The following is a 16613-nucleotide window of genomic DNA, read 5'->3' as shown; positions in this document are numbered from 1 at the left end:
GGGAACGGACAGGACGGACCATTTGCCGAGTGTTCCCGCTCGCCGCGCCCGCTGTGCCGCCCGTCACCTCATCGAGTGAGCCGCCGAAAGACCTTCGCCGCTCACCTCACCGGGTGACGCCGACTGTCCTCGACCCGCCCCTCGTTCACTCACCGGGTGACGCCGACCGTCCTCGGTGCCCCCTGCGCGGGCACCGCCGGCAGCCGGTGCGCCAGTGGCTCCAGCAGCAGCGGCACCCCCACCACCGGCAGCAGCCAGGCCAGCACGATCAGCCGGTCGCCCCAGACGGTGATGTCCGGATGCGCGGCCTGGGTGAGGATCCCGGTGCCCGCCGCCGCCAGCAGGAAGACCCCGAACGCCGGCCGCCGCCGCGCCCCCCACGCCCCGGCCGCCAGCGCCGCCGCGAACAACGGCTCCATCGCCTGCCGGCGCAGCCACTCCACCCAGAAGTTCCCCTCCAGGTGCAGGAACTCCCCCCAGGGGTGGACCCGGTCGGGGTGGGCGTAGTGGTTGGTCAGCAGGTCCTGCATGCTCTCCGCCTCGGAGGGATAGTGCAGCAGCCGGGCGAGGAGCAGGGTGCCGGCGACCGCCAGGCACCCGGCGGCCGCGACCGCCGGCACCCCGCGCCCCGGCGCCCGGCCGTGCCGTCGGCGCCACAGCGCGACCGCCGCGCCCGCCCCGGCCAGGCACACCCCGAGGAACAGCGCCTGCGAGTGCTTCACGGCGAACAGGGCGAGCAGCGCGCCCGCCACCAGCGCCGCGCCCGCCCGCGCCCGCCCGGTCAGGGCCAGCGCACAGCCCCACACCGCCGTCAGGGTCAGCGCCAGCATCAGGCCCTCGGTCATCGGCCGCATCGCGGTCGTACCGACCGGCAGGACGTAGTACAGGGCCTGACCGGTCAGCGCGAGCGGCACCGGGACGGACAGCGTCCGCAGCACCAGGAAGACCAGCACCCCGCCCATGGCCGTGACCAGCACACTCGCCAGCCACACTCCCCAGGTCACCCCGAACACGGTGACGAACGGCAGCAGGAACACCGGATAACCGGGCCGTACCTCGAAGATCGCCCGCAGCCGGGGGCCCACGAACGGCACCACGTGCCCGTCCGTCTGGTCGCCGCCCGCTTTCAGCCTCCGCTCCACACGACGGAGTTCGCCGGACCGGCAGGAGGCGTACACCTTCCTCGCCGGACTCGGCGCATGGAAGCGCAGCACGTCCACGCGTCGCGCGCGCTCCGCCCCCGACGCCCGCCCGGCGCACACCCAGTCGACCGTCTCCGCCGCCGCCTCCCGCCGGCTCGCTCCGCCGAGGGTCAGCGCGTACGACACGTAGTTCTTGGAGTCGGGGGTGTCCCGGCCGGTGACGTCGGCGAGTTGCAGCACCGCGAACACGACGGCCAGCACCAGCACCCAGGTACGCGGTCTCATGTCGCCGCCAGCAGATCGTGGCCCGCCGCCGGTTCCGGCACCCGGGCACCGGCCGGCGGCATCGACTCACCCAGCAGCAGCGTCCGTACGACCCGCTCGGCGGCCCGTCCGTCGTCGAACTCGCAGAACCGGGACCGGAAGTCGGCCCGCAGCCGCGCCGACTCCTCGTCCCGCCAGCTGCCCGAGGCGAACAGCCAGGCCAGCTCCCGGTAGGAGTGCGAGACATGGCCGGGTGCCTCGGCGGTGATGTCGAGATAGGCGCCCCGGCTCGCGGTGAACGTGGCCCAGTCGTCGGCGTGCACGACGATCGGCCGGTCGAGGTTGGCGTAGTCGAACATGAGGGAGGAGTAGTCGGTGACGAGCACGTCCGAGGCGAGCATGACCTCCTCGGCGTGCGGTTCGCAGGTCGCGTCGACCACGATCCCGCGCCGGTGCAGCTCGGCCAGGCCGAGACCGCGGGCCGGGCCGGCCGCCAGGGCCGGATGCAGCCGGACCACCAGGGTGTGGCCGGGGCCGAGGTCGGCCGCGAACCCCGTCAGGTCGATCCGGTCCACGTGCCCGCCCCTGACGTAGTCGCGGCGGGTCGGGGCGTAGAGCACGACGGTGTGGTCGGCCGGAATGCCGTACCGCTCCCGGAAGTCGCCGGCGTGCCCCCGGACCAGTACGTCGTTGCGCGGGCTGCCGGTGCGCGCCGACGCGAAGTGACAGGGGTAGGCCCGCTCCCAGACCAGCTCCGAGTGGCGGTTGGCGACCAGGCTGTGGTCCCAGCGGTCGGCCCGGCGCAGCATCTGCGGTACGTCGAAACCGAGCCGGGCGCCGGGCTTGCCCAGCAGGTCGGCGCCCAGGTACTTGAGCGGGGTGCCCCGGTGGGTGTGGACGTGCACACTCCCGGGCCGCTTCACCAGTGCGCCGGGCCAGTTGACGTCGTTGACGAAGAACTTCGCGCGGGCGGTCAGCCGCAGGTACTCCGGGGAGTCGAGCAGCACGTGCTCCACCCCGGCGGGCAGCCCGGCCGCCGCCTCCTCGTCCTTCACCACCCACACGCCACGCAGGCCGGGCGCGAACTTCCGGGCCGCGCGGTACACGGCCGCCGGGTCGCCCAGCACGCCCCGGTGCGAGGACGCCGAGTACAGGACCAGGTTCTCGTCCAGCGGCCGCAGGGCGCGCAGTCCGGTGAGCGCACGCCGTGCCCGGACGCCCGCCGCCCGCCGTACCCGCAGCGCCTGCCGTCCGCCCTCCCGGCCGGCCCGCTCCGCCTGGTGCCGCAGCCGGTACGCCGGGTACGAACCGCCCAGGACACCCAGGTCGGCCCCCTCCTGCCCCTCCGGCCGGAACGCCCGGTACAGCTCGGCCGTGCGCCGGAAGAACTCGCCCCGGGCAGCGGGCGGCAGCCGGTCCGGCTTGGCCAGGATGTCCAGGCAGTGCTCGCCCATCTTCCGGTGCAGACAGGGCCGCCAGCCGGCCAGGTCCGGACGGGAGTCGACGAACGCGAAGACCCGTTTGTACTGGTCGTGGACGTCGAAGTGCTTGCGGCTGGTGGTGGAGAGGATGTTCCCCTGGCGGCGCTGGCGGTAGTTCAGGCAGATCCGGTCGAGGGTGGCGATCCGGTCCGCGCTGAGCATGACCGGGAAGGTCCACGGGGTGTCCTCGTAGTAGCCCGGTGGGAACCGGAAGCCGTTCTCCTCGACGAAGTCCCGCCGGTAGACCTTGTTCCAGACGACCATCAACAGGTCCAGGATCTCCGGGTGTTCGGCGGCCGTGAAGGTGTCCGGCCGGGCGCCGAGGAGGTCGGCGAGGGCGTTGCGCCGGGTGCCGCCCCACCAGTACGTGCGGGCGTAGTCGAAGACCAGCACGTCCGGGTCGCCGGTCTCCGCGAGCCGGTCGGCGATCGCCCGCAGCGCGCCCGGGGTGAGGGTGTCGTCGCTGTCCAGGAAGAAGAGGAAGTCACCGGTGGCGTAGGGCAGTCCGGCGTTGCGGGCGCGGCCGAGGCCGACGTTCTCCGGCAGGTGCAGCACCCGCACGCGCGGGTCGCGGGCCGCGTACTCGTCGAGGATGGCACCGCAGCCGTCCGGGGAGCGGTCGTCCACGGCGATCACCTCGATGTCGTGGAAGGACTGCTCGAGGACCGAGTCGAGGCACTCACGGAGAAAGCCCTGCACCTTGTAACAGGGGACGATCAGACTGAATCGGGGCACGGTCAGCTCCTGACGAGGGTCGCGGACGGTGCGGGCAGGCGTTCCGCCAGCGGGATCACCGCCGGGATCGACTCCGGCGGCTGACCCAGCAGCACCCGCCGTACGACCCGCTCGGCGGCCAGGCCGTCGTCGAACTGGCAGAACCGCTGGCGGAACGCGGACCGCAGTTCCTTGGACTCCGCGCCCCGCCAGGAACCGTCGCGGAAGATCCGGGCCAGTTCCTCCGGGGTGCGGGCGACCGGCCCGGGCGGCTCGGCCATCAGGTCGAAGTAGACGCCCCGGGTCCCCCGGTAGACCTCCCAGTCGTCGGCGTAGACCACGATCGGCCGGTCGAGGTTGGCGTAGTCGAACATGATGGACGAGTAGTCGGTGATCAGCGCGTCCGCGGCCAGGCACACGTCCTCGGCGGAGCGGTGCCCGGTGACGTCGATGACCCGGCCGGTGCGCCTGGACAGACGCCCCCGGTCGTAGAAGTAGTGGGCGCGCAGCAGGACCACCACGTCCTCGCCGGCCGCCTCGCAGAACGCCTCCAGGTCCAGGCCGGGTTCGAAGCCGGTGTGGTGGTCGCGGTGGGTCGGCGCGTACAGCACGGCCGTGCTGCCGTCCGGGACGCCGAGCCGGCGCCGGATCCGGATCACGTCGTGGGCGGACGCCGTGTAGTAGACGTCGTTGCGCGGATAGCCGTACTCCAGCGCCTGGTACGAGCCCGGGAAGGCGCGCTCCCACGTCTGCGTGGAGTGACGGTTGGCGGAGAGGTTGAAGTCCCAGCGGTCTACGCGGCCGAGCAGTCTGGTGAAGCTTCCGCTGCGCGCGGCGACCACCGGGTACGTCGACTGGTCGACGCCCATCTTCTTCAGCGGGGTGCCGTGCTGCGTCTGGAGGTGGACGCTGCCAGGCCGTTTGACGACCCCTTCGGCGAAGTTGGCGTTGTTGATCAGGTACTTGGCGCGGGCCAGCACCTGCCAGTAGCGGCGGCTGCCGATCACCGCGTGGTCGACGTCCTTCGGCAGGGTGTGCTCCTGACCGGCCTCCACCAGGAACACCGAGTGGATCCGTGGGGCGAGTGCGCGGGCCACGGCGTGGATCGCGGCCGGGTTGCAGACGTAACCGCGCCCCCAGTACGCGCAGTACACGGCGAGGTTCGGATCCAGCGGCCGGCGCAGTTCGAGGGCGTAGCGCAGCCGGGTGAGCGGCATGCGCGGCCGGGGCAGCCGCCCGGCGGCCCCGGCCACCACCCGGTTGACCCCGCGCAGTGCCCGGAACGCCGTGTACGCCCCCGCCGCGAGGAGCCGGTGCTGCACCCCCACGCTGCCGCCCGGCATCCGGAACCCGCCGGGCCGGTGGGCGCGGTGCAGCCGCCCGGCCCGGCGGAAGAAGGCCCGGTGCCCGGACGGCATCCGCTCCGGCCGCGCGGCCGTCCTCAGCACCAGCCCGAAAACCTGCTCGAACAGCACCCGCGCCCGGTCGTCCGGCAGTCCCGCGGCCCGCTGGAGGACCAGTTCCACCTGGTCCAGGAGGTCCCGCTGGTGCGGTCCCGGCAGATTCAGCCGACTGCCCTGCCGGCGCAGCCGGTGCCGTACGACCACCGCCCGCAGCGCGGCGACCCGGCCGGCGGCGACGGTGGTCAGGCCGCCCCAGCCGACGTCCGTGAAGTGGCCGGCGGGGAACACCAGCCGCCGGTCCGCGACGAACGCCCGGCGGTAGGCCGCGCTCCAGGCCGGCAGCGCCACCCCGGTCAGCTCCGGCGCCTGCTCCGGTGTGCACGGGCCCGGCGGGGCGGACGCCAGCAGCGGCGCCGCCGGGTTGGTCGGCTCACCCTCCCACCACGGCGTCCGCTCGTGCTCGAAGTACAGGACGTCCACGTCACCGGTGGCGGTGAGCCGTGCGTCGAGCAGCGCCAGCGCGCCCGGCACCAGCACGTCGTCGCCGTCGAGGAACAGCAGGTACGTGCCGCTCGCCGCCCGCACGCCGGTGTTGCGGGCCCCGCTCAGCCCGGCGGACGGCGGTGAGTGCACCGGGACCACCCGGGAGTCCCGGTCGGCGTAACCGGCGGTGACCAAGGCGGCCGGGGCGTCGGGACCGTCGCAGACCGGGATCAGCTCCAGGTCGCCGAAGGACTGGGAGAGGACCGAGTCCAGCGCCTGGGACAGCCGGCCGGCGACCCCGTGGGACGGGACGATGATGCTGAAGCGGGGCATGCTGCTCTTTCTCAGGTGTGCAAGCGGCCCGGTCGCCCCGCCGGCCGCCAGGTGGAAGGCCGGGACGGAGTGGGCCGCGAGGTGTTCGGGGGCATGAGGGAACTCCCTGCGAGGCAAACGGCGTTCAGCGGCTCTCGGTGACGGGCAGATGGCCGGAAGGTTGCGGAACGGTGGCCAGCGGGGACTGGGCGAACCCCGAGGCGGCCGACGGCACCGGGTGCCGCTCGGCCGGCGGGACGATCTCCGGCAGCCCCGCCGGCTCGCCGAGCACCACGTGCCGTACGACCCGTTCGGCGGCGCGTCCGTCGTCGTACCGGCAGAACCGGTCCCGGAAGTCGGCGCGCAGCTGGGCGGAGCGGGAGCCGCACCAGTGCCCGGTGGCGAAGATGTCGATCAGCTCGTCCTCGGTGCGGGCGACCGCGCCGGGCGGGCTGGAGCGCAGGTCGAAGTAGGTGCCGCGGGCCGCGTGGTAGGCGTCCCAGTCCGCGGTGTGCACGACGATCGGGCGGTCCAGGTTGGCGTAGTCGAACATGATCGAGGAGTAGTCCGTGATCAGCGCGTCCGAGGCCAGGCAGAGGGACTCCACGGATGGGTGGTCGCTGACGTCGATCACCCTGGAGCCCGTCGCGAGGGGGCCGCCGTGCCAGTAGTGGGCGCGGGCCAGGATCACGAACCGCGGGCCGAGGCGGCGCACGATCCGGTCGAGGTCCAGGTCGGCGCGCTGGGTGCGCCGGTAGTCGCGGTGGGTGGGCGCGTACAGGAGGGCGACCGTGTCCTCGGGGACACCGAGGGACTCGCGGATGCGGCTGACGTCGGCCGAGGTGGCCTGCTGGAAGACGTCGTTGCGCGGGTAGCCGTATTCGAGGGTGGTGTAGCCGCCGGGGTAGACGCGTTCCCAGGTCAGGGTGGTGTGGCGGTTCGCGGACAGCACGTAGTCCCACTTGTCGACGCCCCGCAGGAGTTCCTCGAAGTCCATGCCGGCGGCGGCCGCGGGGTGTTCCTGGAGATCGAGGCCCATGTGCTTGAGCGGGGTGCCGTGCTGGGTCTGCACGAACACCTGGCCGGGGCGCTTGCGCAGCCGCCGGTCGAAGTTGACGTTGTTGACCAGGTACGTGGAGCGGGCCAGCGCCGTCCAGTAGCCGAGGCTGCCCGGGCGCAGCCGGCGCGGGCCCGGCGGGATCGTGTGCTGGTGCTCGGGGCGGGCGATCCAGGCGGTCCGGATGTGCGGGGCGTGGGTGCGGAACGCCGCCTCCAGCGCGCCCGGGTTGCAGCCGTGGCCGCGGTTCCAGTAGGCGGCGAAGACGGCCCGGTCGGCCCGCAACGGAAGCCGCAGCTGGACCCGGTAGTGCAGCTGGAGCAGGGCCGAGCGCACCCCGCGGGCGGACTTGACGCCGGCTTTCAGCGCCCGGCGGCGGGCCCACAGCGCCAGCTGGAGGGCGCGGTAGGTGCGGTGCATGCCGTGGTGGACGAGGGCGTGCCGGAGCCGGGTGCGCCAGGGAACCGGGCCGCCCCTGGTCCGGTAACGACGGCAGTGGGCGCGGGCGTTGCGCAGGAACTCGGCGCGGGTGCCGCGGGGCAGCCGATCCTTCTTTGTGAACACCGTCGAGAAGTGGTCGACCATCCGGCGGAACAGCACCGGCCGCCAGTGGGCCAGTTCGGGCCGCTCGTCGAGGAACGCGAAGACTCGGTCGTACTGGTCGAAGATGTCGAAGTGCCTGCGGCTGGTGGTGCCGAGGATGCTGCCCTGCCGTCGCTGCCGGTAGTGCACGCACACCCGGTCCAGGGTCGCGAGCGACCCGGCGGCCATCAGGACCGGGTAGGTCCAGGGGGTGTCCTCGTAGTATCCCGGCGGGAAGGTGAAGCCGTGCTCCTCGACGAACTCCCGCCGGTACGCCTTGTTCCAGGCCACCATCAGCACCCGGAGCAGCCCCGGCCGGTCCTCCAGCCGGAAGGGCGCCGGGCCCTGTTCGGTCAGCTGCGCGGCGAGCTTGTTGCGTTCCGCCCGGCCCGTCCAGAAGGTCCGCGCGTAGTCGTACACCAGAACGTCCGGCTCACCCGTCTCCTTGACCCGGTCGGCGACCGCCCGCAGCGCGTCCGGGGTGAGGGTGTCGTCGCCGTCCAGGAAGACCAGGTAGTCGCCGCGCGCCTGCGCCATGCCCGCGTTGCGGGCGCCGCCCAGACCCTGGTTCTCCGCCAGGTGCACCGGCCGGACCCGCGCGTCCCGGGCCGCGTACTCGTCGATGATCGTGCCGCAGGCGTCCGGGGAGCGGTCGTCGACGGCGATCAGTTCCAGATCGGGGTACGACTGCGAGAGCACCGAGTCCAGGCACTCGTGCAGATACGCCTGGACCTTGTACGCGGGGACAATGACACTGAACCTGGGCAAGGGACATCCATGGGTCGGTCGGCGCGGGCGTTCTGCCCGGGAACGGCCGATGGAGTGATTTGGTTACGGTTCCCTGCGTCATGTGGGTGACGTTCGGTGAGCCGAAGAGGGCGGGCCGGTGACCGGCCCGCCCTCTTCGAAGACCTCTGGTACCTCTGGCGCGGCTACTTGACCGCGCCCGCCATCACCCCGGTCACGAACTGCCGCTGGAACGCGAAGAACACGGCCAGCGGGATGACCATCGAGATGAACGCGCCGGGTGCCAGCACGTCGACGTTGTTGCCGAACTGGCGCACCTGGGTCTGCAGCGCGACCGTGATCGGCTGGGTGCCGGACTTGGTGAACACCAGCGCGACCAGCATGTCGTTCCACACCCACAGGAACTGGAAGATGCCGAGGCTCGCGATGGCCGGCCCGCCGAGCGGCATCACCACCCGCGTGAACAGGCGCAGTTCACCGGCGCCGTCCAGGCGGGCCGCCTCCAGCAGCTCGCGCGGGATCTCCGCGAAGAAGTTGCGCAGCAGGAACACCGCGAACGGCAGGCCGAAGCCGACGTGGAACAGGATCACGCCGAAGATCGTGCCGAACAGCCCGATCTTGCCGAAGAGTTCGGCGATCGGGATCAGCGCCACCTGGACCGGCACCACCAGCAGGCTGACCACGATCAGGAACCACCAGTCCCGGCCCGGGAACTCCATCCACGCGAACGCGTAACCGGCCAGCGCCCCGATGACCACGACCAGGATCGTCGCCGGGACGGTGATCAGGACCGTGTTCCAGAGGGAGTGGGTGATGTCGCCGTTCTCCAGGAGCTTCTGGTAGCTGTCGAACGTCAGCTGGGACGGCTTGCTGAACACGTGCCACCAGCCGTTCGCGCTCATGTCCTCCGGGGAGCGCAGCGACGACGCCAGCAGCCCGATCGTCGGCACCAGCCAGAACAGCGCGACGACGATCAGGAAGACGCGCAGCAGCCCGCCGTTGACCTTCTCCAGCAGCCAGCTCATCGCCGCTCCTCCCGCCGCAGTCTGCGCACGTTGAACCACATCACCGGAATCACCAGGAGGAGCAGGAAGACCGCGATCGCGCTCGCGATGCCCGGCTGGCCCTCCGAGAAGCCCTTGCGGTACAGCTCCAGGGCGAGCACGTTCGCGTCGTCCTGCGAGGAGCCCGGCGCGATGATGTACACGAGGTCGAAGACCTTCAGCACGTTGATCATGAGGGTGACGGTGACGACCGCGAGGACCGGGGCCAGCAGCGGCACGGTGACCTTGCGGAACACCTGCCACTCGGTCGCCCCGTCCACCCGCGCCGCCTCCAGGAGCTCCCGCGGCACGCCCGCCAGCCCGGCCGCGATCAGCACCATCGCGAAGCCCGCCCACATCCAGACGTACGACCCGATGATGGCCGGCGTCACCAGGGACGGGCCGAGCCAGTCGACGCCGTTGTAGGGCTGCTTGAAGTTGCTCGCGGGCAGGCGCAGTCGTGCCCCGTCGGCGCTGGCGGGCAGGGTGAAGGTGCCGTCGGCGGCGGCCTTCGTGGACGCCACCACCGTGCCGTTCTTCACCGCCTCGATCCGCATCCCGTCGTAGCCCAGCTCGGACGGGTCGGGGGCGCCCAGTCTGCCGACGCCCTTGCCGCGGGTGAAGTCCTGCCAGGTGGTGCCGGTGATCTTCCCGGGGTCCGGCTTCGCCGCCACGGCGCTCTTCGCGCCGCCCGGCATCTGGTCGGGCGCGACGCCGACCAGGGGCAGGGCGACGGTCTGGCCGGTGTGCACGGTGGCCGTGGTGAGGAAGCCGCCCTGATCCGGTTTCAGGGGCGACTCCCGGCCCGGGTGGGCGTTCGGGAACGCCGAGGACCGGGCGAAGGTGTCATGGACGCCGACCCAGACCGCGTTCGCGACGCCCTTGTCCGGGTCCTGGTCGTAGACCAGCCGGAAGATGATGCCGGCGGCCAGCATCGAGATCGCCATCGGCATGAAGACGACCAGCTTGAACGCCGTTCCCCAGCGCACCCGCTCGGTCAGCACCGCGAAGACGAGACCGAGGGCGGTGGAGACGGTCGGCGCGAACACCACCCAGATGATGTTGTTCTTCAGGGCGGTGCGGATGCCGTCGTCCGTGAAGATCGCCTTGTAGTTGTCGAAGCCGGCGAAACCGTTTCCGTCGGCGTTGTAGAAGCTGCGGATCAGCGAGTACCCGATCGGGTAGACCACGAGCGCGCCGAGCAGCACCAGGGCGGGGAGCAGGAAGAGAACCGCCACGGTTCTGCGGGTGCCGGTCACGCTCTTGCGACGGCCGGGAGCGGCGGGGGTCTGCCCGACCCCCGCCGCGGTGGGCGATGCCATCCCCGGGTCAGCTTCCGCTGCCGTAGGCGGCCGCCGCGTCCTTCTCCAGCTTCGCCTGGGTGCCCGCGACGTCCTTCGGGTTCTGCAGGAAGTCCTGGAGGTCCTTCCACTCGCCCTTGCCCGGGGTGCCGCCGAACGCCTGCGGAGCCTGGTCGGACATGTCGAAGCGGAAGTCGTCACCGGAGGCGATCAGCGCCTGGGCGATCTTGCGCTGCACCTCGTTCGGGTACGCCGAGTCCGCCACGTTCTTGTTCGGCGAGAGGTAGCCGCCGAGCTTCGCCTGGATCGTCGCCGCGTCCGGGGAGGCCAGGAACTTCGCCAGCGCCTGGGCGCCCTTGGAGTCCTTGAAGACGACGGCCGCGTCACCACCGGAGACCACCGGCGCGGTCGAGCCGACCGCCGGGAACGGGAACACCTTCGCGTCCGTGCCCACCTTCGCCTTGGTCTCACCGATGTTGACCTGCACGAAGTCGCCCTCGTAGACCATGCCAGCCTTCGGCTGGTCGCCGCCGGTGAAGGTCTGGGTGACCGAGGCCGGGAACTCCGTCTGCAGCGCACCGGCCGCGCCGCCCGCCACGAACCCCTTCTTGCCCCAGATCTGGGCGAGCGTGGTCAGCGCCTGCTTCACGGACGGATCCGTCCACTTGATCTTGTGCTGGGCGAGCTGGTCGTACTTCTCGGGACCGGCCTGCGAGAGATACACGTTCTCGAACCAGTCGGTCAGCGTCCAGCCGTCCGCGCCGCCCACCGAGAACGGGGTGACGCCCGAGTCGTACACCGCCTGCGCCGTCGTCAGCAGGTCCTGCCAGGTCTTCGGCTCCTTGGCGCCCGCGTTCTCGAAGACCTTGGTGTTGTACCAGATCAGCGACTTGTTGGCGGCTTTGTAGTAGACGCCGTACTGCTTGCCGCCGACCTTGCCGATGTCCTGCCAGCCCTGCGAGTAGTTCTTCTGCACCTCCGTGACCGTGTCGGCGCTCAGCGGCTTCGCCCAGCCCTTCTGCACGGCCTGCTTGATCGCGCCCGGCTGCGGCAGCAGCGCGATGTCCGGCGGCTGACCGCCCGCGATCTTCGACCCGAGGAAGTTGATGATCGGGTCCTGGGCGGGCACGAAGGTCACCTTCGCGCCGGTGCGCTTCTCGAACTCGGCGAGCACCTGCTTGAAGTTCTTCTGCTCCTGCCCGGTCCACACGGCGGCGACCTCGAGGGTCGTGCCGTCCAGCTTCGGGAGGCTGAGGGTGCTCGTCGGGGTGGCGGACGTGCTGTTGTCGCCGGTGGACTTCTTGTCGTTGCCGCCGCAGGCCGTGAGCGCGAGTGCCCCCGCCATCAGCGCGGCGAGTGTGGTGACGGCCCTGCCGGTCCGGATGGTGCTGCTGTTACTGCGCATCACTTCCCCGTTCGTCGTTCTTCATTGAACGTCAGAACTCTGTCCCGTGCGCTCCGGTGTACGCGGGGGCCGCCTGCCCGGCAAGGGCGCCTACAGGTCAGCGCGGGGGATCGTGATCACGTTGTGATCGGCGGCGCCGGACAGCCCCTAGAGAAGCGACGGCACCTGCGCCGCCGACACTTCCTTCGCCGCCCGCTCCACCGCGCTCGCCAGCAGCGCCAGGTCCGTCGGGCCGTTGCCCAGCTCGCGGACCGGGCGGCGGGCGGGCGGATCACCCATCCGGTGCCATTCGAGGGCGACCACCGTGGGGCGCTGGGTGGCTGTGCGGGGGATCCGGCCGGTGACCCGGCCCGCCTGGAACGCCGTACTGCGGCCGTCCGGGGTGGCCAGGCGGCCGCGGCCCGGCGCCGGTTCGTCGGGGCCGGACGCGGGCGCGTCCAGGGTGACGCGCAGGGTGGCCTGCCGGGCGGCTTCCGTCTCCGCCGTACGGCCGCCCGTGCCGGCCGCCGCGACCAGGTGGACGCCCAGCCGCTCGCCCTCCTTCGCCACCGCCTCCAGCGCCCGCATCACGGAACCCGCGGCCGGGCGGCCCGGCGAACCGAGCGCGGGGGAGACCAGGGCGTCCAGGTCGTCGACCACGACCACCAGACGGGGCAGCGGGGGCGGTGCCTCGGCCTGCCGGCGGGCCGCCGCACCGGCCGACGGACGCAGCCGGAGCGTGGAGCTGGGCGGCGCCTCTATGTCGGCGGCTCCCGAGGCGGCGGGGCGGCCGCGCTGGGGGACGATCCGGCCCGAGATCTCCCGCTGCGCATGCCAGTCGGCGAAGTCGGAGCGGCCCAGCAACTCGGCCCGCCGCTTCAGCTCGGCGCTCAGCGACTGCGCCAACTCCCGCATCCGCACCGGATCGTTGGCGGTGAGATGGGTGGTGACGTGCGGTATGTCCGTGCACACCCGCAGACCCTCGCCCTGCCCGGCGCCCGTGCCGACGCCGTCACGGCCGTCGAGCAGCACGATCCCGAGCCGGTCGGGGCGCTCGGCGGCCGCCAGCGACGCGACCAGTGCCCGCAGCAGCTCCGTACGGCCGCTGCCGGGTGGGCCCTCGATCAGCAGATGCGGTCCCTCGGCCACCAGGTCGGCGACGAGCGGACCCCGCGGCCCCGCGCCGAGCACCACCCGGGCCCGGCCGCCCAGCGCCTCGGCGTCGTCGGCCGCGTCCGCCCACCGGGCCATCAACGAGGCCGGCGTGGCCCGCGCCAGCCCCAACTCGTCCAGGAGCCGCGCGGACTGGGGCAACGGGGCGGCCACGCGCGCGTGCCGGTCGGGGACGGGGCCGTCGGAACGGAGCGGGGCCAGCGCCCGCGCGAACCGCTCCGCCCAGGCGGGCGAGACCGCGTCCACCGCGGCCAGGGTGCCGGGACCGACGGGGCCGGCGGAGACTCGCACCAGGTGCAGTGCCGTGGCCACGTCCCCGCTGAGCAGGGCCACCGCCCCGCACTCGCGGAACGTCGGTGCCACCGCGCACGCCTGCTCGAAGGTCTCGGCGACCGGGGAGGCGGGGGAGGTGGGCGCCGTCTCCGCCAGACAGATCACGTGCACCCCGGCCCGCGGTCCGGCGACGGCCAGCCGGGCCACCGCGTCCCGCAGCGCCGAACCACCCGGATCGCCGTCCACGACCACGACCGTGTACGGACCCGGGAAGCCGCCACTGCCGTCGCCGAGGTCGCCGCCGTCGCGGGCCCAGGACGGACGGTGGGCGGCATCGGCGGGGGAAGTGTCGGCCGTCGTAGGGGCCAGGGCCGGGCGGTCGGACGGGGTGGCCGGGCGGCGGGGGGCGGCGAGGTCCTCCACCCTGCGCAGCAGCTCCTCCACGCGGGCCGCCGCCTGCTCACGGTCGTACGCCAGCAGCAGCCGGCAGTCCTGGCCGTGCCCGGGGCGGACGTGCGGCAGCCAGCCGAGCCAGGACCACTCGGCCGTCCGCTCCTCCAGGGGGCGGGCCCGGTCCGCGCTGATCAGCACGATCTCCAGCAGGTCGGGCGAGTGCAGGGCGGCGAGCTGGGCCAGCACCGAGCGGGCGAGCCCGGCGAGGCGGCCTCGCGGGCCCGCGAGGCCGAGGGCGCCGGCCTCGCGCAGACCGGCGGTGACGGGTACGGCGGGCAGCAGTCCGGAGCCGTCGGGTGCCGGGCGGTCCGCCGTGCCGAGCCGGACGGTGAGGGCCTCCGGGTGACCGGGGCCGCGCTCCCAGAGGCGGGGGCCGGGGCCGAGCGCGGTCAACAGCAGGGCGGCCGGGTCGGGCCAGGTCTCCGGCTGGGCGGCGACGTCGGCCGACGGGGCGCCGCCGTCCGCGGCCGGGGTCTCGCCGACGGCGGCGGACGGCGGCTCACCGCGACCGCCGGCCAGCCGCCGTGCCCAGGCCCCGAGACCGCCGCGCCTGCGGGCACCGGGGAGGGCCGGGGCGTCGGTACCGCGCAGGGGGGTGCCCTTGCGCCGGCCGGAGGGGGCGGCGGGGTCGTCGGTTTCGCCGGTCGGGGACGCGGGGCGCGGGAGCGGGCGGTGCGGCCCGGCCGGACCGGGGCTCGCCGGGTCGGGGGAGATGCGGCCGGGGCTGTCGGTCCGGGCGCCGGGGGCGGGGTCGGTGCGTGCGCTTCGGGCGTCGGGGTGGGTGCCGGTGTTCCGGGCGTCGGGCCCAGGGGCGGTGCGTGCGCCACGGGTGTCGGGGCCGGGGGTCGAGCGTGTGCCTCGGGTGTCGCGGTCAAGGGCCGCGCCCGAGCTCAGGGCGTCGAGGTGCGTGCCGGTGTCGCGGCCGCCGGGACCGCCGAGGACCCCGGCGCGACCGGCGTGCGTGTCGCCGGAGCCGTACGGTCCCTCGGGTCCGGAGCCGGGCCCGGTGCCGTTGCCGGAGCCGGTGCCGTGCCTTCCGCCGCCGGACATGGCACCGGAACCGTGGATCCCGCCGCCGGACGAGCTGTCGGAGCCGTCGACCCCCGTGGCACCACCCCGCGGACCGGGAAGCCCCCCGCGCCCGCCCCCGGACGCCGACGGCGGCTCATGGTGCCCGCGTCCCCCGCCGGTCGCCCCCTCGGACTCGTGGTGCCGCCCCCCGCCGGACGCCCCCGCGGACTCGTGGTGCCCGTGTCCGGTCCGGGACGCGCCGCCTCCCGGCCTGCCCTGCTGCGCGCCGCCTCCCCGCTCGCCCCGGGGCACACCCCGTCCCCAGTCGTCCTGCGGTGCGCCATCTCCCCGGCCGGCCCTCGGGAGTCCCTCCCGGCTCTCTATCCGCGGCGCGTCCCCCTGCGCCGGGACGACCGGCGAATCCGCCGGCCGGTGCTCGTGGCCCCCCGTCGGCCCACCCGGGGCTCCCCAGCCCGCCGTGCCGAACGAGTGCTGAGTGCGGCCCGCCGGACCCCCCGTGATCTCGGCGGCGGGGGCGTCCACAGGGTCCCCACCGGCCTCCGCGCCCTCGCCGTCGAGCAGTACCCGTACGCAGCCCTCGCCGTCCGGGGCGGTGCCCACCCGGGCCCCCGGCCCCCCGGACGGCGTAAGCCGCAGGGCGGATTCCCCGATGCGCAGCAGCGCTCCCGGGGTGAGGCGGACCGGGCGGTCGGTGACGCGGCTGCCGTCCAGGGCCGTGCCGTTGGTGGAGTGCAGGTCGGCGACCGAGACCCGGCCGTCGGAGCCGACCGTCACCGCGCAGTGCAACCGGGAGACGTCCGGATCGTCGAGCGGGACGTCGGCGTCGGCGGAGCGGCCGATGGTGATCTGACCGCCGTGCAGCAGATGGACCCCACCCGCGTCGGGACCCGCGATCACATGCAGCTGGGTGGGGGCGTCGTCCAGCTCGGGATGCGGCTCGGGAGCGGCGGGGGCGCCCAGGGACAGCACGGCGCCGTCGACCAGCGGGGGCTCGCCCAGGATGCGGCGACGGGCGTCCAGCCGCTCGACCCCCGCGTACAGCACGACCGGGGCGCCGCTCGCCTCACGGCCGCCCAGGCTGCCGTCGCCGGTGACCGCCGAAGCCAGCGCGGAGGCCACCGCGGCCAGATCCGTGCCCGTCGGCGCCGTCACCAGCACGTCGCGGCTCACGGCCCGGCCCCGCTGCGCGGCAGGGCCCAACGGGTCTACGACGGTCAGCCGGATCTGCATCGCCGTCAGCGGTCCCTTCTGCGCGGGCGCGGAATTCCCCCCACCGCCACGAGCACGTCGGCCAGTTCTGCTGTCGCACGCATCCTCGCACCTGCTACTGACAACGCGCCCACGACCCGATGGTAAGTGATCTTGATTGGTCGGCTCTGCCCCCAAAAGTGCCTGACCGGTACTGCGTGTGCGATCACTTGAGATCGGTCACGTCCGGGTCCGGCAACCGACGGACCGAAGCACGCGTCTTTCCATCGAACGCGCACGGGAACGCCTACGTATGGGGATACGTCCGGAACGCTTATCGGCTGCCTACCGGGCGAGGGAAGGCAGAGCCGGACGACAGCCCGGCCCCGGGCACCACAGCACTACAGTGGGTCGGACACACACGAGGCCCGGACACACCAGCAAGCAGCAGGGAGCGCATGACGTGCGGCCGGTAGGCAGCAAGTACCTCCTTGGAGCAGGTCACCTCGGCCGCCGATCGTGCCGCTCTGGTGAAGAAGGCGTTGACGGCACTCGACAAGTGAGCCGACCCGCTCACGAAC

8 protein-coding genes are annotated in these 16613 nt (G+C 73.3%); all 8 read right to left on the bottom strand.

The window, feature by feature from the left end; translation table 11 throughout:
• Positions 1–149: 149 nt before the first annotated feature.
• A complete protein-coding gene (locus ABZ646_RS10470; protein WP_360515610.1) occupies positions 150–1427 on the bottom strand; it encodes a hypothetical protein in 1278 nt (425 codons plus the stop codon).
• Positions 1424–3622 (bottom strand): CDP-glycerol glycerophosphotransferase family protein, encoded by a 2199-nt coding sequence (locus ABZ646_RS10465; protein ID WP_360515607.1) that lies wholly within the window; start codon positions 3620–3622, stop codon positions 1424–1426. Before ABZ646_RS10465 ends, ABZ646_RS10470 begins: the two co-directional genes overlap by 4 nt.
• A gap of 2 nt (positions 3623–3624) precedes the next feature.
• Positions 3625–5820, bottom strand: coding sequence for a bifunctional glycosyltransferase family 2 protein/CDP-glycerol:glycerophosphate glycerophosphotransferase (locus ABZ646_RS10460; protein WP_360515604.1), 2196 nt, complete (start codon positions 5818–5820; stop codon positions 3625–3627).
• A gap of 124 nt (positions 5821–5944) precedes the next feature.
• Positions 5945–8206, bottom strand: a complete 2262-nt coding sequence (locus tag ABZ646_RS10455; RefSeq protein ID WP_360515601.1) for a bifunctional glycosyltransferase family 2 protein/CDP-glycerol:glycerophosphate glycerophosphotransferase — start codon at positions 8204–8206, stop codon at positions 5945–5947.
• A gap of 164 nt (positions 8207–8370) precedes the next feature.
• The gene (locus tag ABZ646_RS10450) at positions 8371–9210 is read right to left on the bottom strand and encodes a carbohydrate ABC transporter permease (protein WP_360515598.1); all 840 of its coding nucleotides are present in this window, start codon (positions 9208–9210) and stop codon (positions 8371–8373) included.
• Positions 9207–10550, bottom strand: a complete 1344-nt coding sequence (locus ABZ646_RS10445) for a sugar ABC transporter permease (protein ID WP_360515595.1) — start codon at positions 10548–10550, stop codon at positions 9207–9209. Before ABZ646_RS10445 ends, ABZ646_RS10450 begins: the two co-directional genes overlap by 4 nt.
• A gap of 7 nt (positions 10551–10557) precedes the next feature.
• Entirely contained in the window at positions 10558–11934 is a 1377-nt protein-coding gene (locus ABZ646_RS10440; RefSeq protein ID WP_360515592.1) for an ABC transporter substrate-binding protein, read from the bottom strand.
• Between the two features lie 147 nt (positions 11935–12081).
• Entirely contained in the window at positions 12082–16074 is a 3993-nt protein-coding gene (locus tag ABZ646_RS10435; protein ID WP_360515589.1) for an FHA domain-containing protein, read from the bottom strand.
• Between the last annotated feature and the right edge of the window lie 539 nt (positions 16075–16613).

The sequence above is a fragment of the Streptomyces sp. NPDC007162 genome (genome assembly GCF_040634175.1).
Taxonomy (GTDB): Bacteria; Actinomycetota; Actinomycetes; order Streptomycetales; family Streptomycetaceae; genus Streptomyces.
The sequence above is the reverse complement of the archived record's forward strand: the minus strand, read 5'-3'. Positions and strand labels throughout refer to the sequence as shown.

Bases quoted from the DNA above. Each gene is read 5' to 3' on its own strand.
- ABZ646_RS10470 (WP_360515610.1), bottom strand. From the start codon at position 1,427: ATGAGACCGCGTACCTGGGTGCTGGTGCTGGCCGTCGTGTTCGCGGTG.
- ABZ646_RS10460 (WP_360515604.1), bottom strand. From the start codon at position 5,820: ATGCCCCGCTTCAGCATCATCGTCCCGTCCCACGGGGTCGCCGGCCGG.
- ABZ646_RS10450 (WP_360515598.1), bottom strand. From the start codon at position 9,210: ATGAGCTGGCTGCTGGAGAAGGTCAACGGCGGGCTGCTGCGCGTCTTC.
- ABZ646_RS10445 (WP_360515595.1), bottom strand. From the start codon at position 10,550: ATGGCATCGCCCACCGCGGCGGGGGTCGGGCAGACCCCCGCCGCTCCC.
- ABZ646_RS10440 (WP_360515592.1), bottom strand. From the start codon at position 11,934: ATGCGCAGTAACAGCAGCACCATCCGGACCGGCAGGGCCGTCACCACA.
- ABZ646_RS10435 (WP_360515589.1), bottom strand. From the start codon at position 16,074: ATGCAGATCCGGCTGACCGTCGTAGACCCGTTGGGCCCTGCCGCGCAG.